Annotated in this window: 17 protein-coding genes and 2 tRNA genes; 6 read left to right on the plus strand and 13 right to left on the minus strand. The window is 58.4% G+C overall.

Annotation, left to right across the window (positions count from 1 at the left end; translation table 11 throughout):
* Positions 1–79: 79 nt before the first annotated feature.
* From AB4Y71_RS06265 to rpsB, 5 genes are all read right to left on the minus strand, one after another.
* Positions 80–1,717: a phosphatidate cytidylyltransferase gene (locus AB4Y71_RS06265; RefSeq protein WP_441718793.1), complete on the minus strand. Its 1,638-nt coding sequence runs from the start codon at positions 1,715–1,717 to the stop codon at positions 80–82.
* Positions 1,717–2,274: a ribosome recycling factor gene (frr, locus tag AB4Y71_RS06270; RefSeq protein ID WP_102598073.1), complete on the minus strand. Its 558-nt coding sequence runs from the start codon at positions 2,272–2,274 to the stop codon at positions 1,717–1,719. Before frr ends, AB4Y71_RS06265 begins: the two co-directional genes overlap by 1 nt.
* A gap of 78 nt (positions 2,275–2,352) precedes the next feature.
* A complete protein-coding gene (gene pyrH, locus AB4Y71_RS06275; protein WP_102598074.1) occupies positions 2,353–3,075 on the minus strand; it encodes a UMP kinase in 723 nt (240 codons plus the stop codon).
* 204 nt (positions 3,076–3,279) lie between these two features.
* Positions 3,280–4,116 (minus strand): translation elongation factor Ts, encoded by an 837-nt coding sequence (gene tsf, locus AB4Y71_RS06280; protein WP_102598424.1) that lies wholly within the window; start codon positions 4,114–4,116, stop codon positions 3,280–3,282.
* A gap of 145 nt (positions 4,117–4,261) precedes the next feature.
* Positions 4,262–5,113 carry a 30S ribosomal protein S2 gene (gene rpsB, locus AB4Y71_RS06285; RefSeq protein WP_102598075.1) on the minus strand — a complete coding sequence of 284 codons (852 nt, stop codon included), beginning with the start codon at positions 5,111–5,113 and terminating at the stop codon, positions 4,262–4,264.
* Between the two features lie 397 nt (positions 5,114–5,510).
* Between rpsB and AB4Y71_RS06290 the strand changes: the two genes are divergently transcribed.
* Both AB4Y71_RS06290 and AB4Y71_RS06295 read left to right on the plus strand, forming a co-directional pair.
* Positions 5,511–6,044, plus strand: coding sequence for a M23 family metallopeptidase (locus AB4Y71_RS06290; protein ID WP_441718796.1), 534 nt, complete (start codon positions 5,511–5,513; stop codon positions 6,042–6,044).
* Positions 6,045–6,367: 323 nt separating this feature from the next.
* Positions 6,368–6,721: a hypothetical protein gene (locus AB4Y71_RS06295; RefSeq protein ID WP_441718799.1), complete on the plus strand. Its 354-nt coding sequence runs from the start codon at positions 6,368–6,370 to the stop codon at positions 6,719–6,721.
* 117 nt (positions 6,722–6,838) lie between these two features.
* On the opposite strand, the gene AB4Y71_RS06300 is transcribed toward AB4Y71_RS06295, so the two are convergent.
* From AB4Y71_RS06300 to AB4Y71_RS06330, 7 genes are all read right to left on the minus strand, one after another.
* A tRNA-Ile gene (locus AB4Y71_RS06300) sits at positions 6,839–6,915 on the minus strand.
* A gap of 100 nt (positions 6,916–7,015) precedes the next feature.
* A complete protein-coding gene (locus AB4Y71_RS06305) occupies positions 7,016–8,203 on the minus strand; it encodes a glycosyltransferase (protein ID WP_441718802.1) in 1,188 nt (395 codons plus the stop codon).
* Positions 8,204–8,255: 52 nt separating this feature from the next.
* Positions 8,256–9,167, minus strand: coding sequence for a DMT family transporter (locus tag AB4Y71_RS06310; RefSeq protein WP_441718805.1), 912 nt, complete (start codon positions 9,165–9,167; stop codon positions 8,256–8,258).
* A gap of 86 nt (positions 9,168–9,253) precedes the next feature.
* Entirely contained in the window at positions 9,254–10,099 is an 846-nt protein-coding gene (locus tag AB4Y71_RS06315) for a phage holin family protein (protein WP_441718808.1), read from the minus strand.
* Positions 10,100–10,371: 272 nt separating this feature from the next.
* Positions 10,372–10,447 (minus strand) — tRNA-Asn (locus AB4Y71_RS06320).
* 138 nt (positions 10,448–10,585) lie between these two features.
* A complete protein-coding gene (locus AB4Y71_RS06325; RefSeq protein ID WP_441718810.1) occupies positions 10,586–11,659 on the minus strand; it encodes a glycosyltransferase family 4 protein in 1,074 nt (357 codons plus the stop codon).
* 42 nt (positions 11,660–11,701) lie between these two features.
* On the minus strand, positions 11,702–12,955 hold the full coding sequence (locus tag AB4Y71_RS06330) for an MFS transporter (RefSeq protein WP_441718812.1): 1,254 nt from the start codon (positions 12,953–12,955) through the stop codon (positions 11,702–11,704).
* Positions 12,956–13,283: 328 nt separating this feature from the next.
* On the opposite strand from AB4Y71_RS06330, the gene AB4Y71_RS06335 reads away from it, so the two are divergent.
* Genes AB4Y71_RS06335 through AB4Y71_RS06345 form a run of 3 tightly spaced genes read left to right on the plus strand, consistent with a single transcriptional unit; the run spans position 13,284 to position 18,509 of the window.
* Positions 13,284–14,804, plus strand: a complete 1,521-nt coding sequence (locus AB4Y71_RS06335) for a pyridoxal phosphate-dependent decarboxylase family protein (protein WP_441718815.1) — start codon at positions 13,284–13,286, stop codon at positions 14,802–14,804.
* Positions 14,801–16,147 (plus strand): lysine N(6)-hydroxylase/L-ornithine N(5)-oxygenase family protein, encoded by a 1,347-nt coding sequence (locus tag AB4Y71_RS06340; protein ID WP_441718817.1) that lies wholly within the window; start codon positions 14,801–14,803, stop codon positions 16,145–16,147. The genes AB4Y71_RS06335 and AB4Y71_RS06340 overlap by 4 nt, the downstream gene beginning before the upstream one ends.
* A 13-nt stretch (positions 16,148–16,160) precedes the next feature.
* On the plus strand, positions 16,161–18,509 hold the full coding sequence (locus AB4Y71_RS06345; RefSeq protein WP_441718820.1) for a GNAT family N-acetyltransferase: 2,349 nt from the start codon (positions 16,161–16,163) through the stop codon (positions 18,507–18,509).
* Between the two features lie 67 nt (positions 18,510–18,576).
* On the opposite strand, the gene AB4Y71_RS06350 is transcribed toward AB4Y71_RS06345, so the two are convergent.
* A complete protein-coding gene (locus AB4Y71_RS06350) occupies positions 18,577–19,206 on the minus strand; it encodes a maleylpyruvate isomerase family mycothiol-dependent enzyme (RefSeq protein ID WP_441718823.1) in 630 nt (209 codons plus the stop codon).
* Between the two features lie 250 nt (positions 19,207–19,456).
* Here AB4Y71_RS06350 and AB4Y71_RS06355 point away from each other — a divergent pair, with 250 nt between their 5' ends.
* Positions 19,457–20,029, plus strand: coding sequence for an NADPH-dependent F420 reductase (locus tag AB4Y71_RS06355; protein WP_441718824.1), 573 nt, complete (start codon positions 19,457–19,459; stop codon positions 20,027–20,029).
* Positions 20,030–20,116 lie beyond the last annotated feature (87 nt).

The raw sequence follows: 20,116 nt of genomic DNA on the forward strand, positions 1-20,116 counted from the left end.
AAAAGTTGGCTTAATGGCCACACCAGCGAGCGTATGCCGGTAAAGGATCACACCCGCTGGCAGGCTATCAAAGTCATTGTCAGAAGACTGCCACTGACCAGGCCAGCACATGGGAAATCATGTAGCCCAGCGGAATCACGAACACGATCGAATCCAATCGGTCCATAATGCCGCCATGGCCTGGCAACAGGTTACTCATGTCCTTGATGCCGAGTTCACGCTTGACCATAGATTCCGAGAAGTCGCCAGTCGTGGCTGCAATGGTGGTGAAGAAGGCCAAGATGACACCGGTCCACCATGGCATATCCATCCAGAAGTGCATTGCACAAGCACCGATAGCCATGGAACCAACCATTGAGCCAGCGAAACCTTCCCAGGACTTCTTCGGGGAGATCTTCGGCGCCATTGGATGCTTGCCGATGAGCACGCCCACGATATAGCCGAAAGTGTCATTGGCGACGGCCAGCAACAACAGCGTGGCAATAAGCCACTGTCCATTCTCGGAATCGAGAATCAACAGGGCGAAGGAAAGCAGCAATGGCACCCAGCTGATGATGAACACACTGCTCATCACCGATGCGACGGCCCCCTTGAGCCCTTCCATGAGCCGGAAGAGCAAAGCTATCAGGATACAGGCGATGTAGCTGAATCCGAGAGCTTCAACCCCGCCCCAGATGGCACTGATGGGGAGCAATGCCGAAGCCAGGTACAACGGCAGCTGCGGCACCGAAGTTTTAGCGTGGGTGGTGGCTCGTGCCACTTCCCAGCAGCCGATCCCGCTGAGCACGATGATCGCGATAACCAGCAAGGGCTGCGACCAAAGCAGGCCAACCAGCACGACGCCCAGCATCAGCAATCCGACACCGATAGCCGCAGGCAGGTTGCGGCCAGCGCGTGACTTCTTAGGTTCCGGAGCTCCTACCAGCAGTTCGACTGGAATATCGGCTTCGGAAGCATCCGGCTCGCCGGTTTCAGCCAAGTCAGAGGAATCAGATACCGGTGGAGCTGGTTCCTGATCTTCTGCCGCTACTGGCTTTGGAGTCGCGGGATCCTTGGCTTGGGCCTGTGGCTCTTTTGTGGAGGCAGCAGCAGGAGCAGATGATTTCTGCGCAGTCTTGGCCTCCGGCTTTGCAGCTTCGTCCTTCGCCGGCGCAGCGGTGCGGCCAGCTACAAGGCTAGGCTTCTTCGCCGTCTGAGGTTCAGCTACCTGTCCTGGCTCAGCTTTCTGCTGGGTCGTGTCGGGTGCGGACGTTGGAACGGCTACAGGCTTGGATGCATCTGCCTTGAACGCTGCCTTGGCGCGCTCTTTGGCTTGTCCAGAATCAACCTTGGTGGTGGCATCCTGCTTGGCTGCAGCTGGCGTTGCCGGACTCGGGTCCGCAGCGGGCACCGTTTGCTTGGATCCGTCGGCTGGCAGAGGAGTCGGCAAAGCATCTGGTGTGCTGGCAGCAGCCTTCGCGTCCGATGCCATCGTTGGCGCTGGTGCTGGAGCAGTGGCAGGCTGTGCCGAAGGGACTTTGGTCTCTTCTTGTATTCCAGTGGCAGGTTCTGGAGTTTCCTTGGCCGCGCGGTTTTTCAGGAAACCGCGTTTTTTCCCCTTGCCGGAAGCCTCGCGCAGGGCGCGAGCTTCGCGTCGGGTCATCGGCTGGGATTCTCCGGATGCCACTGAGGGCACCGCCGAAGCGTTGCCCTCAGTGTTGTCTGTCGAGCCGGGCATTAGACTTCCAGCAGCTCTGCTTCTTTTTTCTTCACGATCTCTTCGACCGAATCAACATGCTTCTTGGTCAGTGCGTCGAGGTCCTTTTCTGCACGGGTACCCTCGTCTTCACCGATTTCGCCATCCTTGACCAGCTTGTCGATGGTGTCCTTGGCCTTGCGGCGGTGGTTGCGCAGTGCGACGCGAGCGTCTTCACCCTTGGCCTTGGCCAGCTTGACGTATTCCTTGCGGCGCTCTTCGGTCAGAACCGGAAGGGTCACGCGGATCATCTTGCCATCCGAGGAAGGATTAGCGCCAACCTCTGGATCGCCCAATGCCTTTTCGATTTCACGCATTGCGGTCACATCGAATGGGGTGATGGTGATGGTGCGTGCTTCTGGCACTGCGAAGGAAGCCAGCTGCTGCAGTGGGGTCGGTGAACCGTAGTAGTCCACCATGACCTTCGCGTACATGCCTGGGTGCGCGCGACCGGTACGGATCGTCGCGAAGTCCTCCTTGGCGGCCTCAATGGTGCGTTCCATCTTTTCGGCGGTTTCCGCCAGCGTTTCGTCAATCACCGGTACTCCTCAAGTACTTCATCTGTGTTTCCGCTACGGGAAATTAAATCTACTTCAATCCTATGCCACGTTCACCGTTTAGACGGTGACGGTGGTGCCAATCCGCTCGCCGCGAATTGCGGCGGATACATTTCCTTCGCCTTCCATGCCGAAGACGAGCATATCGAGCTTGTTGTCCTGGCACATGGTCATGGCGGTCTGGTCCATCACGCGGATGTCGTTGACCAGTGCCTCGCTGTAGGTCAGGGTGTCCAGCTTTTTCGCGGTTGGGTCCTTCTTCGGATCGGCGGTGTATACGCCGTCCACGCCCGACTTGGCCATCAGCACCTCGTCAGCGTCGACTTCCAAGGCACGCTGAGCGGCCACGGTGTCGGTGGAGAAGTACGGCAGGCCGGCGCCGGCGCCGAAGATGACCACGCGGTCCTTTTCCATGTGGCGGATGGCGCGACGTGGAATGTAGTTTTCTGCAACCTGGGCCATGGCGATGGCCGACTGCACGCGGGTTTCGACGCCGCACTGTTCCAGGAAGTCCTGCAGCGCCAAGCAGTTCATGACGGTGCCCAGCATGCCCATGTAGTCCGCACGGGAGCGGTCCATGCCCGAGGCCGAGAGTTCAGCACCGCGGAAGAAGTTGCCGCCGCCGACCACGATTGCGACCTCTACTTCGCCAACGGTTTCAGCGATCTGCTTGGCGATACCGCGGACGGTATCCGGGTCAACGCCGATCTTGCCGCCGCCGAATACTTCACCGGAGAGCTTGAGCAGTACGCGGCGTCGTTTTGTTTCTGGGGTGCTTGGCATGAGGTGTTTTACTCCTGGAGGTCGGAATCAAGCTGTGGGTTGTTCTTCCCAGATCCCAAGTTATCGTGAGATCAGGGCTCAAGAAAAGGGAGGCGAGCCACCGAGTTTTCTCTCGGTGCTCACCTCCCTTTGGTCTTGTGCGCCCAGGTTGCCCTGGATGCGGTTCGCTTAATGCGTACGGCTAGTGCTTAGAGCTTTGAAAGCTTAGGCACCAACGCGGAAGCGTGCGAAAGCAACTGGCTTGGTGCCAGCTTCTTCGAAGACCTTGCCTACGGACTTCTTTGCGTCCTTGGCGAAAGCCTGGTCAACCAGCACGATCTCCTTGAAGAAACCGGTCAGGCGGCCTTCAACGATCTTGGTGAGGGCAGCTTCTGGCTTGCCTTCAGCGCGAGCGGTTTCGTCAGCGATGCGGCGCTCGTCGGCAACCTTGTCAGCTGGAACCTCTTCGCGGCTCAGGTAGGTAGGAGCCATAGCAGCGGTGTGCACTGCAACGTCGTGTGCGACGGTTGCGGCAGCTTCGCTGTCGGCGTCTACAGCCATCAGAACGCCAACCTGTGCAGGCAGGTCCTTGCTGGTCTTGTGCAGGTACGAAGCAACCTTGGCACCCTCGATGCGTGCAACACGGCGGACAACAACCTTTTCGCCGAGGATTGCGCCCTCTTCGATTACGGTGTCGCCAACGGTCTTGCCGTCCAGCTCGTAAGCCAGCAGTGCTTCTGCATCTGCAGCGCCGGAAGCCACAGCGGCATCCAGAACCTTGTTAGCCAGTGCGATGAACTTCTCGTTCTTTGCAACGAAGTCAGTTTCGCAGTTGATCTCGATCATGACGCCGACGTTGCCTTCAACCTTGGCAGCAACCAGGCCTTCAGCGGTCGAACGGCCTTCGCGCTTGGTAGCGCCCTTCAGGCCCTTGACGCGGATGATCTCGATGGCCTTCTCGGCGTCGCCGTTAGCCTCGTCCAGTGCCTTCTTAACGTCCATCATGCCGGCGCCAGTGCGCTCGCGCAGTGCCTTGATATCAGCAGCGGTGTAGTTTGCCACGTGCAATCCCATTCAGCTAGGAGTTTCAAGTTTATTTTGCTTATGGGACGGGTCGGATTCCCGGCCCGTCCCACAAGACTTGGTGAAGCTTGCCTCGCTCAACACGCTAGTGCGTCAAGGCAAACTTCTGGAGTCACGGAAGTGACTACTTGGCTTCTGGAGCCTCAGTTGCAGCATCTGCAGCTGGAGCTTCGGTTGCAGCTTCTGCAGCAGGAGCTTCAGCCTTAGCCTTCTCGCCCTCAAGCAGTTCGCGCTCCCACTCAGCCATTGGCTCAGCAGCACCCTCGGTCTTGCCTGCAGCCTTGTTGTTCTTGGCGATGAGGCCTTCGGCCACAGCGTCAGCAACAACGCGGGTCAGCAGGTTGACGGAGCGGATAGCGTCGTCGTTGCCTGGGATTGGGTAGGTAACCTCATCTGGATCGCAGTTGGTGTCCAAGATGGCCACAACTGGGATACCCAGCTTCTGAGCTTCGTCGATAGCCAAGTGTTCCTTCTTGGTGTCAACGATCCAGATAGCCGATGGGGTGCGGGTCAGGTTGCGGATACCACCGAGGTTGTTCTGCAGCTTGGTCAGCTCGCGCTTCAGCAGCAGCAGTTCCTTCTTGGTGTGGCCCGAACCGGCTACGTCCTCGAAGTTGATCTCTTCCAGTTCCTTCATGCGCTGAACGCGCTTGGAGACGGTCTGGAAGTTGGTCAGCATACCGCCGAGCCAGCGCTGGTTCACGTATGGCTGGCCAACGCGGTTAGCCTGCTCAGCAATGGATTCCTGAGCCTGCTTCTTGGTACCGACGAACAGTACGGTGCCGCCGTGAGCAACAGTCTGCTTCACGAACTCGTAGGCGCGGTCGATGAACGACAGCGACTGCTGCAGGTCGATGATGTAGATGCCGTTGCGCTCGGTGAAGATGAAGCGCTTCATCTTTGGGTTCCAGCGACGGGTCTGGTGGCCGAAGTGGACGCCGCTGTCAAGCAGCTCTCGCATGGTTACGACTGGCATGTCGCAACTCCTTTCAGCAGTGGCGGACCGGGCACAGATGCGCCCGCGGTAACTGCTCTTAGTTGTTCGGGTTGATGCAGATAGCCATTGTGGTCATCTGCCCTAGCATGAGTGCCGAAGATGCTTGGCATCTCGCCTTCGGTCCACCGATTCTCTCGGACCACTGGAACCTCAGGCCACAGCCTTGTTTGGCTGTGGAAGCTCATGCGCGAAGTCAATCTCTTGCCTTGATGCGTCCAATTTTGGACACACCTGTGACAGGAAACTGCTGTTTCAAGTGTACTACAGAGAACTAGAGGCCTAGCACGGCTGATTTGGTGATCTGCAGCCTAATTGCTTACCCACAATTCGCTATTTCATCGCCTTGACTCATCCCCTTTCGGCCCAACCTGATGGAATGAATCTAAAGTTCACTATTGCGACACTGCAGGTCCTCCTTTTGGGCTTGGGCCTGCCCGGGGCTACTGCGCTCGAACGGACACATGCCCGAGTTGAAATGCGTACCGCGCTGACAACCGCCGATGGATGGCAATGGCCTCTAGCCGGCGTTCCGGAGATTCAGGAACCATTCGATAGACCTGCCGAAAAGTGGCTCTCAGGGCATCGCGGCATAGACCTGGCCGCAAGTGCCGGGGACACAGTCCATGCACCGCAGCGCGGACGGGTTTCTTTTGCCTCGGTGATCGTGGATAGGCCGGTTCTCGTAATTGATCACGGCCATGGATTCATAACTAGCCTTGAGCCCGTTGCCGCGGACGTATCCGTAGGAGACTGGGTAGAAACCGGGGCGGTTGTGGGAGAGGTAGCCAGCGGGGCTCACTGTGCAGACCGGTGCATCCACTGGGGTGTGCGTTTGGACGGCGAGTACATCGATCCAGCATTGCTGATCCGCGATATGCGCCCCTCGATTCTCCTGCCGCTGCGCGGCTGAAACCGCCCAAAGGTCCAGTTGCCTCACGCCGCTTGCTTCGAATGCTGCGATACGTCGGAATTAGCAATAACCTCCAGGCAAAGGGGTTCACTTTGGGGAGTTGATTCTCGTGTTCAGTTCCAGAGCCTTGGTTGCGCCAACAGATTGTCCGCTGGGATCCGGTGGTCTCTCCTACGAGGTCATTTGTCTAACTTGTCCAGTGCGTTGCCGTGGACCTTCCCCCTGGGAATCCCAGCCCTAGACTAACTAGGATTAAAGCCTAGGATGGAGCAACTAGGGGCCTGCTGGTTCTGTGTGGCGGCACTAACCGAAATGGGTGAGAAATGAAGAAGGCGTTGGTATTCTCCTGTTGCGTACTGGCTGTAGTCCTGGGCATGGCCTATACGCTCTGGCAGGACGGAACTAAATTTAACTACGGCCTCGTCGCCTATATTCTGTTTGGCCTCGCGCTAGCAATCTGGTTCACCAGACGCTTGTTCCTCGCCCGCAGGGCAGGCCACTCCAGAAATGCATTGACACCACTTCGTGATGCAGGCACTACCTACGAGCGTCTCATTCTCGGTCGGCCCGAAGCGGCACCGACCGAAATAGTTCAAGAAGTTGAGCACTCGCTTCTCTTGGATCCCTTTGCCACCGAAGCCAGTGCCAATCGCCACGGTCCTCGGCGGGCCGGCTAGCCACCCGGTAAGTGCGGAGACCTAGCCATTTAGTAGGACGAGGGTCAGTTCTTGGCCTTTGGAGCCAAATGAGAAAGCCCGGTAACTTGTTCACACAAGTCACCGGGCTATCCAGGTTGGTAGGGAGTATGGGACTTGAACCCATGACCAAGGGATTATGAGTCCCCTGCTCTAACCAACTGAGCTAACTCCCCACATGGGTCATCCACCGCAGCGGAAGTAACCACACTCGAAATATTCTAGGGCATCACTAACCAAAACATCGATTTGACGCACCTTAGGATGACGAAGCGGCTAATGGGTTGAGACTTCTTGGCCGCGGTAAAGGGCCTCGAATGAGTTCATCGTCTTTTCCTGTGCATGGTTCTTCACCTTGTTATGCCCCGCTTCACCCATCTTGGCGCGCTCTTGTTCCTCCATGGACAGAATCCGGTCCAGCTTGTCGGCCAGGTCTTGCCTGTCCCCGGGAGTGAACAAGTACCCGTTGACGCCTTCATCCACCAGATGAGGCAGCGCCATCGCATTAGCAAGGACGACGGGCTTGGAAGCGGAAAGGGCTTCGAGTGTCACCAAGGACTGCAATTCTGCGGTGCCCGGTTGGCAGAACACATCGCAGCGCAGGTAGGCCTGGCGCAACTGCTCATCGCTGACATGTCCAAGGAAACGAACCCGATCGCGCAGTTGCAAATCGTCGGCAATCTTTTCCAGATGCGTGCGTTGCTCTCCCCCACCGACAATTTCGATGATGGCGTTGGGCACCTTGCTCATTAAAGGCAATGCCTCGATGAGTTCGTTGATGTTCTTTTCAACGGCGAGACGGCCGGCGAACAATATCGTGGGGAACTCATTTTTAGTGATTACTTCACCCGCAGCCAGCTCGTAGTTGCCGACCTCGATTCCGTTGGACAGCGGAAGCACTTTGCTTAGCTTGGCACGTTCGCGCATGGCTTTGGCCGCCAGCGGGGTTGGAGTCGTGACAAAGTCCGCACGTCCAAAAATTTTCCCCATGTCTTTCCACGAATTGTGGGCGACAATTCGCTTGAACCATCGCGGGAACGGTAGGAAAGGATCGAGGTTCTCTGGCATGAAGTGATTCGTGGCAACGGACCGCACCTTGTTTTTGCGGGCCCACCCAAGGGTTCGCTGGCCGATCATGTAGTGGCTCTGCGCATGCACGACATCGGGTTTGATATCAGCCAAGAGCTTGTCGATCTGTTGGTTGACTTCCCATGGGAAGACGATGCGGAAGTATTCATGCGTAGGTACCGAATGCGATTCAAGGCGGTGCACCATAGCTTCGTCACAGACCTCGGTATACGTCTTGCCCTTGTCCCCACGTACTGCCAGCACATGCACGCGGTGGCCACGAGCGTGCATCTCAGTGGCCAACCGGTAGCAAAACATCGCCGCACCGTTCACGTCTGGCGGATAGGTGTCAGCAGCAATGACGATGGTCAGCGGTTTTTCCTTGGCCACGGGCATCCTTCGGCGTTCACACGCGTTGTAGTTTTGATAGGAATTCTGAATCTTCAGTTTATTTGGATTCAGGCATGATTTTTCCAGCTTCAGTCTGGTTCCGGCGTTCAATCACGTCCGGGTGATGCCTGGATAATGCGGTCACGCCCACGATGGCCAAGATTGCAGCCACCAGCATCAGCACGGTAACCATCATTGGGACATCAGGACGAAGTTCTCCAAGGATGCCGATTCCAATGGCAATGCCAACAATCGGATCAATCACCGTCAGACCGGCAATCACCAGATCAGGAGGACCCTTTGAGTAGGCCTTCTGGACAAAATACGAACCAAGCAGGCCTGCAACGACAACTGCCAGTCCAGCGAGCCAAGGCAGCTGCATGAAGCTGCTGTCTCCAAGGCCGAGTACGGCAATTGCAATGGTTCGCACCAGCACGGCGACGAACCCGAAAAGCACGCCGGCGCTGAGGATGTAGAAGAAGGCACCCAGCTTCTTATGGAAGAAAATCGTGGCCAATCCCACGATGCCAACGACCACTGCCAGGATCATTTCGATCAAGTGCGCTTCAGCCTCGGACACCGACTGATTGCCGTTGGTCACCGTTACAGCCAAAAGCACRAATCCCACGGAACCGATCATGCAGCTGATGATCGCAAAAACCGTAGGCCGATTCATCGTCAGGTCAGTTTCCTTGGCATTAACCATCGCGGTGATCACCAGCGCAATAGCACCAATTGGCTGCACCACCGTTAATGGGGCGCTGGCCAAGGCAAAAACATTCAAGGCCATCCCCAGGCCCATCAGTCCCAGACCGCTCATCCAGCGTTTGTTGCTAGCTAGTTTCCCGACATTCTTGATTGTCAGGTCCAGGCCACCAACGGCGCTGCGTACGGCTTGCGACTGGAAGTGCGCGCCAAAGGCAAGACAAAAGGCACTGCATAGTGCCGCTGCAATAGCGATCCAAACCATGTCAGTGCCTTTCTAGCCTAAATTTTCATGACGACGGGGCGGGTGCACGCTGGTCTTGGCCAGCGCACCGCCCCGTCGGCAAAAACCTAGGAGCGCTTGAACAATGCGCGGAGAACAGCCGCCAGCGCTACCCCGGAACCGGCCATCACGATATACGGACGGACCTGTTCTAAACGGTTTGAGCCGACTCTGTCAGCCTCCGATTGGTCTTCGGACGACGAAGAGGATGACGGGCGGACAAATCCCTTGGCCTTGGCCGCAGCTCCGGAGAATTTTTCCCCAGCACTCTGGGTGAAGGAACGAACCTTGTCGATCTTGGCCAGCGGTGCCTGGACGCTCTCGCCCAGGTTGTCGCGCAGAGCCTGGATCTGACGACGACGGCGCTTGGTACGCAGCAGCAGTTCGTCAGCGCTTGGTGCCGGTGGCTTCGGTTCCTTCTTCGTATCAGCCTCGTCTTCGTCCTCAGCGGACTTCTTCTTCAGCGGCTCATCAAGAGTGCTGACGTCGAAGGCGCTGCCATCCTTGAGCACGCCCAAGTCGTGGCGCAGGCCACGAATAGCTGCTTCCGGCTTCAACGGCAGTGCCTTCTTGACCTTGGCGTATCCAACTAATCCCAAAATGACAGCAATCAGCAAGAAGAATCCTGCAACGATCAATGCAGCTGCCCAACCTGGCAGCCAAAGAGCCAAAACATTGACCAGTGTTACTACAACGGCAATTACGAAGAGCAGCACTACCAGCAGTGCGGCACCGGCAAGCGCCGCCGCCATGCCAATGCTGATCCCCTTGCCTTTGAGTACAGTAGTCGCGAGTTTGATCTCATCCGAGAGCTGTTGAGGAACAAGCTCCTTGAGTCCATCAACCTGCGCCTTAGCACTCTTGACGCTCGACTTAAGGCTTTCGTCAGCTTGCGTCGATTCAGCTTCAGACATGGTTTCTCCATATTCTCGATCGCTCAGCAACCGGTACATCAAACGCTAACACCCCGGTTGCCGTGGACGACTCAGTCTTCAGGCGTAAAACCCACGGCCTTATCTCATGCTGTGGGTGTATCTGTTCACGGTTCGAAAGTCTATCGTCTAATCACCTGTGGTTATAGGAGATTCGGGCGTTGGTGGGTTTTCGCTTCATTTTTTCCAACAGCGACGATCGTTTTCGGGTAAAACAAAACCTCCCAGCTGCTAATGCAGCTGGGAGGTTTCCTTGGCTCCTCCAACTGGACTTGAACCAGTAACCCTTCGATTAACAGTCGAATGCTCTGCCAATTGAGCTATGGAGGAATGCAACGAGTAATACTTTAGCACTGGCCAAGTCCGGTTTTCAAATCGGGACCAGCACCGCAGAACACCCGTCCCATCCCTTGATTTTCCGCCCTTATCCAGCAGAAACCCGGACCTTGCCAACCAGGCAGCATCGAACTACTTTTTGTGATCTGCCGCATATCTGGCCAAGTCCAGCAGCTGCTGCGCTGACCGCTGCCAGGAGTAGCTCCCGGCTCGTTCTACGGCGCGTTGCGAATACTCCTGCCACGTAGCCTGCTCATCCAAAATGCGTACTTGGTCCGCAAAGCCCTTCGCGTCATCAGCCGATGCATACAGGGCCGCATCCTGGGCAACCTCTTTGAAGATCGGCATGTCGGTGACTACCACCGGGGTGCCCATGCTCATGGCTTCCACCAAAGGCAGCCCATAGCCTTCTTCGCGGGACAGCGTGACCAGTGCAGTGCACTCGCTGAGCAAGTGTTCGTACTCTGCGTCGCTGACACCATTGTGGAAATGGACGCGGTCTGGGGCCGGGACGAGCGCGGCCAACTCGGCATAACGCTGCTCATTGATACCGCTGAGCAGATGCAGCTCATAGTCCGGCAGGTATTCCATGGCACGGATCAAAGTTTCCACATTCTTGTATTCCATGAAGGAGCCCATGTACAGCAGTGTTTTCTTGGGTTTCTTCGCCACATCGCGGCGGGCGAAGTGTCCGGTTGGAGCATTGGACACCAGGCCAATATGCTTCTTGGTCAGTCGATGCTTGCGCATCAAATCTGCGGTGGTGTTGGAAACGGTGGCGACCGCATCGGCACGGTTCAGCAGCAGGCGCTGTGGCCAGTACACCTGGTGGAAGAGGAACCAGCCGGCCCTGATCGGGGCAGGAAGGAATTTCGGCGCATGCGGGTGCGAGTAGTAGATCAAATCGTGCAGCGTCAGGATGACCGGGTACTTGCGTCCCAACGTTCCGATGGTCTGCATCGGCGAGAACACGACATCGGGGTTGAGCTTGTTGATCTGCAAGGCCACCAGCGGTTCCAGCACGCTGGTTGGGCCTGAAATCTTCAGATACGGCACTTCGGGCAGCATCGCCAATTGACGAGCGTCATTGATCAGCATGGTGACATCGGCAAGTTTGCTTGTGGCCTCGATCAGGCCTGCGGTGTAGCGGCTGATTCCATCATGGTGGGTGATGCGGGTGTATCGGGCATCGATAACGAGTTTCACGTGCGCAGTTGCCTTTGGTTCGTCGGGCTTACGCTTTCCAGCCTAGCGGGTCGCAGAGCTGCGCATCAGCAGGAAGCAGAGCACCGCCAAGCTGGTGGCGCAAACCCACCCGATGAGCCCTGCGGTAGTTCCAAAGCTGGATCCCAGCCATCCGCCCAGCAGGCCGCCAAGGGGTACTGCGCCGAAAGTGAATAGCCGCCGGGCGCTGAGCACCCGCCCGAGCAACTCCTCCGGGACAATGTCCACCACCCACGAGGAAGAGGCAATGTTGAACATCAAAGCAGCCACGCCCCAACCCAAAGCTTGGACGATGAGCAGGATCAGGGAGATGGCTTCGGTAGTGAAGGCTGCCAGCAGGACGCAGCCGGCCAGCAGTGCCTGGGCGCTTCCGGTGAATACCAGCAATTTCGCCGGAGAGTAGGCACCGGAAATTCTCCCGGCGAGCGCAGCACCTACAAGGCCGCCGGCGCCGCCAACGGAGGCGAGCAGGCCGTATCCGAGTTCACCGAAACCCAGATCCTTGATGATGAAGATTGCTTCTACCGCGGAGCCGATGGCCAGCCCGAAGTTTGCCAGCGCTACTGCGAGGGTGATTGCCATCAGCGTGCGGTGCTTGGCCAGATATTGCAGTCCGGAGAGTACCTTTGCTTTTTTATTTGGTGCCGCATCGCTTGGTCCAGCACCCAGTTGCTGCCGATAGCTGCGAACCCGCAAGGCCAGCAACAGGCCGAGCACGGCCAGGCCTGCGGCCAGGCCCAGCATTGCGGGGGCTCCCAGGAGCGTAAACCCGGTGCCAGCTACCGCGGGGATGACCACGGTCATGGTCTGGTCTGCGGCACTCAATCGGGCAATGAGCTTGCTGATGCTCGAAGTCCGATGAGCTGGATCTTCTTCGATCAATTGTGGCACTGCGGTGGTTTGCGAGGTTTCGGAGAAGACATTGCAGATACCCAGCAAGGTGCACAGCAGCATTCCCAGCGGGATCGACAGTGTCCCGGTGAACGCCAGCAGTGCCAGACAGATCAACAGCGCAAATTTTGCGCCCAGTCCGATACGCAAGACACGCAGCGCCGAGTACTTGTCCACCAAATGTCCGGCAGGAAGGCTGGCAATGACGAAAGCAAGTGAGCTGAGCATATTGAGCAGCCCCATATGCATGGCGGTGGCGCCCAAGGTGCCGACGAACACGAGGTCAACGGTGATGTCCACCAGTGAGCGTCCCGCGGCATCAATCGCGTTGGACCCCAGCAGTAGGCGCCGGGCACGCTGAATTTTCCCCTGACTTTCGGTGGTCACGTGTCACTCCTTGCTCCAACCGTTTGAGCATACCTTTTTCGAGAGAAAAATCAATCAAACGATTAGCGATAGCTGAAAGCGCCAATAGACGGCGGATCGAACTCCGCTTGAGTAGGCAGTGCGGCACGCTTGTCAACTATCAATGAACAGGTCAGCGCACAATCTACCACAACATTTCCCTGCGTCAGTGGAAAATGGCGAAACTTTTCCATCTTCGGCAGAACCCGGATTACTCGGCTTGCATTAACTAACTTACCTGTGATGTTAATAGATCCTTGTTAGGTGAGCCTGACCAAATTTCAATCGTCTCTATCTGAGGAGCATGCTCATGGGTACCTCACTGCCTACCCTGCAAGTCCCTGATCTCCCCCTTCCGCTTTACGACGATGCCTTGCTGTGTGCAGACACCGCCCGAAGCTACGAAACCGCATCCCATCTGGCGGCATCCCGTGTAGCCCAGCAATTCGCCGCAGTTACTTCGCCAACTACCGGCCCGACCCCGCAACAGCTCGCAGCCAAGATCGACCGAGTCGATCTGCATCAGCCCCTGAGATCCAGCGAAGAGTCTTTTTCCGAATTGCATGAGCTGTATTTCAAGGACGCGGTCTACTTCCACGATCCGAAGTACGCAGCCCACCTCAATTGCCCTGTGGCCATCCCGGCTGTTGTCGCCGAAAACTTCGTCACCAGCATCAACACCTCGATGGACACCTTCGACCAGAGCGCCGGCGCCACCCTGATTGAACGCAAGCTCATCGCCTTCACTGCCGGGCTCATTGGCTTCGATGCCGAACAAGCCGACGGCGTCTTCACCTCGGGCGGAACGCAGTCCAATCTGCAGGCCATGCTCATAGCCCGGAACACCGCCACTGCGAAGCTGCAGGGCTCGCTGCCCGAACGCCTGGCGAACCTGCGCATCTACTGCTCGCAGGATGCCCACTTCTCGATCCGCAATGCCGCCATGCTGCTTGGTTTGGGCTACGACGCCGCCGTCGCCATCCCCACCGACGCACAGCACCGCATGGATGCGCAAGCACTGCGCGACCGCTTGGCCAAAGACCTTGCCGCCGGCCTGGTACCGATGGCCATCTCCGCCACCAGCGGCAATACCGACTTTGGCGCCATTGACCCGCTGCCTGAATTGCGTGCGATCGCCACCGAAGCCGGTGCCTGGTTCCACGTCGATGCCGCCTATGGCTGCGGGCTGCTGATCTCCAACAAGCACCGCCACCGGCTGGACGGCATCGAGCAGGCTGATTCGGTCACCGTGGACTATCACAAGTCCTTCTTCCAGCCCATCGGCTCCAGCTCCCTGGTGGTCCGCAACGCTCCAACCCTTGAATCCATCGCGCACTACGCGGAGTATCTCAACCCGCGTGCCGAGGCCGAAGCCGTCCCCAACCAGGTGGCCAAGTCGTTGCAGACCACCAGGCGCTTCGATGCGCTCAAGCTCTGGGTCACTCTGCGTTCCCTGGGCGCCACCCGGCTCGGCGACATGTTCGATAAGGTCATTGCCCTAGCCGAGGACGCCCAGCAGGAAGTCGCCATGCGCACCCAGCTGCATATGGCCGCCGATGTCCAGCTCAGCACTTTGGTCTTCTCCTTCGGAGATCCGCAGCACCCGCTGGAGCTGGCCGAGCACAATGCGCTGGCCAACCAGATCCGCCATCGCCTGTATGCCAGCGGCGAAGCAATGATTGCCGCCACCACCGTCGCCGGCAAGCGCATGCTCAAGCTCACCTTGCTCAATCCCAACACCACCTTGGCCGATATCAGCCAGATCCTCGACGCGATCTGCCGTATCGGCACCAGCATCTTGGCCGAACGCACCCTTGGAGAGAAGAAATGAATCAACCAGCCGAACACTTCGATGCCATCGCCATCGGCGCGGGTCCCTTCAACCTTGGCTTCGCCGCCCTCACCGACGGTCTCGAAGATCTCAAGGTCGCGATCCTGGATGCCAGCGAGAAGTTCGTCTGGCACCCGGGCATGATGCTGCCCGGAACCCACCTGCAGGTTCCGTTCATGGCTGATCTGGTCACCATGGCCGATCCGACCAGCAAGCACTCATTTTTGAACTACTTGAAGGAACAGGGACGGATCTACCCGTTCTACATCCGCGAGAACTTCTACGCGCTGCGTGAGGAATATTCCAGCTATCTGGCGTGGGCCGCAACGAACATCGACAGCGTGCGCTTCGGGCACCGCGTGCTGGAAGCCGAATACCGCGAGGGCCGCTACCACTTATCGGTGCTCACCGCTTCGGGGCTGAGCAGCTTCAGCGCGGACAAGCTGGTGCTTGGTACCGGCACCCAGCCTTATCTGCCGCCGGTGGTCAGCGACGCAGCTCGCGGCACGGGCAAAGTGGTGCATTCCAGCGACTACATGTTCCACCGCGAGCAGCTGCTGGCCTCACGCGCAGCCGAATCTCGCCCGCAGGTGACCTGTGTAGTGGGCAGCGGCCAGAGCGCCGCGGAAATCTTCCTCGACCTGCTGCGCTGCCTGCCCGACGACGACCACCTGATTTGGGCCACCCGCTCGGAACGCTACTTCCCGCTGGAATACACCAAGCTCACCTTGGAAATGACCTCGCCGGAATACATTGACCATTTCCATGGCCTATCCATGGAACAGCGCGACGTGCTCTCTGCGGAGCAAAAGGGCCTGTACAAGGGCATCAATGCGGATCTGATCAATGAAATCCATGAAGAGCTGTACCAGCGCAGTGTCAACGGAGCGGCCAATGTCCACCTGCGCACCGGGTGCACGGCGACCAGCATCGAGGCCGCAGCCGAACAGCTGGCCGTGACCCTGCGCCATGAACGCACCGCGCAGGATCTGGAATTCGTCACCGACAATCTGGTGATGGCCACCGGCTACCGTGCCGGAACCCCCGACTTCCTGGACGGCATCACCGAGCGCATCAACTACCTGGACGACGGGCGCTTGAACGTGGATCGGGAATACTCCATCGGGCTGGACGAAGACATTTTCGTGCAGAACGCCGAACTGCACACCCACGGCTTCACCGCTCCGGATCTGGGAATGGGAGCCTACCGCAATTCGGTGATCATCAACCGCGTGGCCGGACGCACGGTCTACCCGGTGGAAGCACAAATTGCCTTCCAGCGCTTCGGCGCCGCCGAACTCGCCGGCCTGCCAACCGCCGACACTGCCAACTCCCGCGCCTAAGGATCAAAGCCCAATGACCGATTACACCTTCCGCACCATCTCCCTGCCCGAAGACACCGCGCTGCTGCATTCCTGGATCGCCACCGAGCACGCAGCATTCTGGGGCATGCCCACCGCCAGCGAAACCGATATTGCCGCCGAATACCGTTCACTGCTGGAGACCGATGACTACGAAGTGCTGCTGGGCTTGGACGGCGCCGGCAGCGCGCGCTTCCTCGTGGAGCTCTACAACCCGGCGACCTCTGCCCTCGCTGAAGCCTACAATTACGTGCGCGGCGATCGCGGACTGCACTTCCTGGCCCCTGCCGCCAGCGACCCGCAGCCTGGATTCACCCTCGATGCGCTGAGCGCTGCGGTGCAGCAGGCCTTTTCCCGCCCGGGCACCGAACGCATCATTGTGGAACCTGACCAGCGCAATAAGGCGATTCACGCTCTGAACGCCCGGGTCGGTTTCCGCCCGGTGCGCCCGGTACAGCTGGCTGAACCAGATGGTTCCACCAAGCAGGCTCTGCTCTCGATCTGCACCCGCAACGACTTTGAAACCGCAACCGGTCGCAGCCTGGATTCTTCCTTCCTCAGCCCGGAACGCTGGGAGCGCGCCAACCGCCATGTCTTGGCCAAGGCCTTGGGCGAGTTCTCCCACGAGCGCCTGCTGGAACCGGCCGATCACGGCGAGAACCGCTACTCGGTGCAGAAGGACGGACACCGCTACAGCTTCACCGCCCGCCGCTACCAGTTGAATCACTGGCTGGTTGATCCGCAGTCGCTGGAACACCAGCAGTTCGCCGACGGGATCTGGCACCAAGCCGAAGTTGATGCCATTGATTTCATCACTCTCTTCTACCGGGAGCTGACGCTCTCCGAAGCCCAGCTGCCCACCTACCTCGAAGAGCTCTCCTCTACCCTGTCCAGCCACTGCTACAAGCAGGTCCACGCCACCCATGATGCCGCGCAGCTCGCGCAATTCCCCGGCGATGCAGTGCAGTCCTTCCAGCTCATTGAATCCTCCATGACCGAGGGCCATCCATGCTTCGTTGCGAATAATGGCCGCATGGGCGTGGGCCGCAGCGACTACCTGCGCTATGCACCGGAAACCGGTGCTGCCCTGCGCCTCGGCTGGGCCGCGGCCCACAAGTCCCGGGCGCAGTTCGATGCCATCGACTCCATGGACTACGAATCACTGCTCTCCGGCGAGCTGCACCCGGCAGAACGCCAGCGCCTGGACGACGCGCTGGAGGCTGCCCTGTTCGGCACCGGATTATCTGCAGAAGACTACATCTTCATGCCGGTGCACCCTTGGCAGTGGGAAAACCGCCTCTCGATTACCTTCGCCAACGACATTGCCCGCAAGCAGCTGATCTGGCTGGGCACCAGCGAAGACGAATACCAGGCACAACAATCGATCCGCACCTTCTTCAACCTCTCCAATCCCACCCGGAACTACGTGAAGACCGCCATGTCCATCTTGAACATGGGCTTCATGCGCGGCTTGAGCGCGGAATACATGAAGGTCACACCGGCCATCAACCAATGGCTGGGCGAGCTATTCGAGAATGATCCGGTGCTCTCCAGCCAGCCTGTGGCCTTGCTGCGAGAAATCGCGGCGGTGGGCTACCGGAACCCGCAGTTCGAAGCCGCCACGGACAAGAGCGCGCCGCAGCGAAAGATGTTCGCTGCCCTGTGGCGCGAATCCCCGATCAGCATGCTGGGCAACAACGAGAAGCTGGCCACCATGGCGAGCTTGCTGCATGTCGATGTCCACGGCAAGTCCTTCGCCGGAGCGCTGATCCGGCGCAGTGGCCTGGACCCGCAGACGTGGCTCAACCAATATCTGGATGCCTATCTAATCCCGTTGGTGCATTGCCTGGCAGCATACGATTTGGTGTTCATGCCGCACGGGGAGAACGTCATCATGGTGTTGGAAAACGGTGCCGTCAAGAAGGTGCTGCTCAAGGATCTGGGAGAAGAGATTGCGGTGCTTTCGGACCGGGTGGAACTGCCCGAAGAAATCCGCCGCGTGCGCACCGGCGGCGACCCGGTGCTCTCGGTCTTCACAGATGTCTTCGATTCCTTCTTCCGCTTCCTTGCGCCGCTGCTGGATGCCGAGGGCCTGATAAGCGAGGAAGATTTCTGGAAGTCCGTCGTTGGCCGCTTGCTGGATTACCGTGACCGGCATCCAGAATTCACCGAGCGCTTCGATGAGCTGGGCCTGTTTGCCCAGAGCTTCCCCCTGTCCTGCCTGAACCGCTTGCAGCTGCGCAATAACCAGCAGATGCTTGACCTCACTGACCAGTCCGGCGGACTGCTCTACGCCGGTGATTTGGAGAATCCACTGGCTAGCGCGCTAGCCCCGCTGGGCTAGCCCCTGACAGATCCGCATCGCGCCGCACGGTATTCGTGCGGCGCGATGCTTCTATCTGATGCGTCTCTCAGCCAAGCCGGCGTTGCAGCTCCTGAACGCCGTCACCTTCCAGCTGCGGCAAGCCGTGCCTCCGTCCAGCCAGGACCATGACAATATCCAGCAGCTTGCCACGCACCTCAGGACCGGTTCCAACGGCAAATTCCTGATCGACCGCAACGATTTTCAGACCCTTGGCCAAAGTTTTGCTGTTGACCGCGAAATTATCGGATACGAAGAATTCGGCCACTTCCCTTACTGATTCGGCTCCCGGCTGCAGTGTGATCCCCAGGGGAACCGCGATGTCCTGGCTGTGGACCACCACTTCCCCCAGCAGTGCCGGAACCGAGTTCAGTGCCGCTATGGAGTTGCCGCAAGAATTCTGGAAATTATCGAAGGTCTGGTCAGGGGAGTCGCCAAGGAACTTCTCCAGCAGCCGCGCATTGTGCCGATCGGTATTGAAGCCGCTGCGGAGCATATTGGCCAGCCAGGCCCCGGTGGCCGTAGACCCCGCGGCTGCTATATGGGCAACGATGTGGCGTACCGTCCATGGCGGGCACAGAGATTCTTGCTGCCAGTGGCTCTGGTCCAGGTTTCCCAAGAATTCGCATAGCGTCTCGCGTTCGGCGCGTACCAGCGACCACAGCTGCGTTGTGTCCATCGAGTTACTCGCTTTCCCACTCTTCTCGTTGTTTCTGCCAACCTACCCTCATTCGATTTCTCGGGGCCTCACGTCGCTTCTGATCATTATGTTTCTGCTCAGGATCTGTTGTTCCTCGACCCTGTTTCAGCGCCGGCACGAGGGCACTTGCGGAAAGGTAAAAAGAATTTTCCCAAATATACTTGACGCTTCAACTTTAGTAGGTTTAGTATTTGATTAAAGCTTCAACTAATCAACTCAGGGAGTCCTCATGGTCAACGTCAGCATCATCGGTACCGGCAATATGGGCCAGGCAATTTCATCGGTCCTCAACAAGGGCGGTGCCACCATCCAGATGCTCGGCTCGGGCGACTCGGCTACCGCAGCCTACGGCGACATCATCGTCCTGGCCGTGCCGTACCCAGCTATCGAAAGCATCATCGCCGAACGCGGCGACCAGTTCGCAGGGAAGGTTGTCGTGGACATCACCAACCCGCTGAACTTCGAGACCTTTGACTCGCTCACCGTGCCAGCTGACAGCTCAGCCACGGCCGAAATCGCCAAGGCGCTACCGGAAGCTACGGTCATCAAGGCCTTCAACACCAACTTCGCCGCAACCATCGCCGAAGGCCAGGTCGGTGGCACCCAGACCGCCGTGCTGATCGCCGGTGACGACGAAACGGCCAAGGGCGAGCTGTCCGCACTGGTCACTGCCGGCGGACTGCGCGCCATCGATGCCGGCGCCACCCAGCGCGCTCGCGAACTGGAGGGCATCGGCTTCATGCAGATCTCGCTGGCCGCAGGCGAGAAGATCGAATGGACCGGCGGCTTCGGAATCAACTAGCACCACCCGCGGTACGCGACTCGACTCAAGCCCCTGCATTGAACAATGTTCAATGCAGGGGCTTTTTCGTGTACATTAGTGCCTTAA

Source organism: Glutamicibacter sp. MCAF14, from assembly GCF_052114325.1.
In the GTDB taxonomy this organism is placed as follows: Bacteria; Actinomycetota; Actinomycetes; order Actinomycetales; family Micrococcaceae; genus Glutamicibacter; species Glutamicibacter arilaitensis.

Coding starts and splice junctions, on each gene's coding strand:
- rpsB (WP_102598075.1), bottom strand. CDS start 5,113: ATGCCAGTCGTAACCATGCGAGAGCTGCTTGACAGCGGCGTCCACTTC.
- AB4Y71_RS06345 (WP_441718820.1), top strand. CDS start 16,161: ATGACCGATTACACCTTCCGCACCATCTCCCTGCCCGAAGACACCGCG.
- AB4Y71_RS06265 (WP_441718793.1), bottom strand. CDS start 1,717: ATGCCCGGCTCGACAGACAACACTGAGGGCAACGCTTCGGCGGTGCCC.
- AB4Y71_RS06335 (WP_441718815.1), top strand. CDS start 13,284: ATGGGTACCTCACTGCCTACCCTGCAAGTCCCTGATCTCCCCCTTCCG.
- AB4Y71_RS06350 (WP_441718823.1), bottom strand. CDS start 19,206: ATGGACACAACGCAGCTGTGGTCGCTGGTACGCGCCGAACGCGAGACG.
- pyrH (WP_102598074.1), bottom strand. CDS start 3,075: ATGCCAAGCACCCCAGAAACAAAACGACGCCGCGTACTGCTCAAGCTC.
- AB4Y71_RS06355 (WP_441718824.1), top strand. CDS start 19,457: ATGGTCAACGTCAGCATCATCGGTACCGGCAATATGGGCCAGGCAATT.
- AB4Y71_RS06340 (WP_441718817.1), top strand. CDS start 14,801: ATGAATCAACCAGCCGAACACTTCGATGCCATCGCCATCGGCGCGGGT.
- AB4Y71_RS06315 (WP_441718808.1), bottom strand. CDS start 10,099: ATGTCTGAAGCTGAATCGACGCAAGCTGACGAAAGCCTTAAGTCGAGC.
- AB4Y71_RS06290 (WP_441718796.1), top strand. CDS start 5,511: ATGAATCTAAAGTTCACTATTGCGACACTGCAGGTCCTCCTTTTGGGC.
- AB4Y71_RS06305 (WP_441718802.1), bottom strand. CDS start 8,203: ATGCCCGTGGCCAAGGAAAAACCGCTGACCATCGTCATTGCTGCTGAC.
- AB4Y71_RS06295 (WP_441718799.1), top strand. CDS start 6,368: ATGAAGAAGGCGTTGGTATTCTCCTGTTGCGTACTGGCTGTAGTCCTG.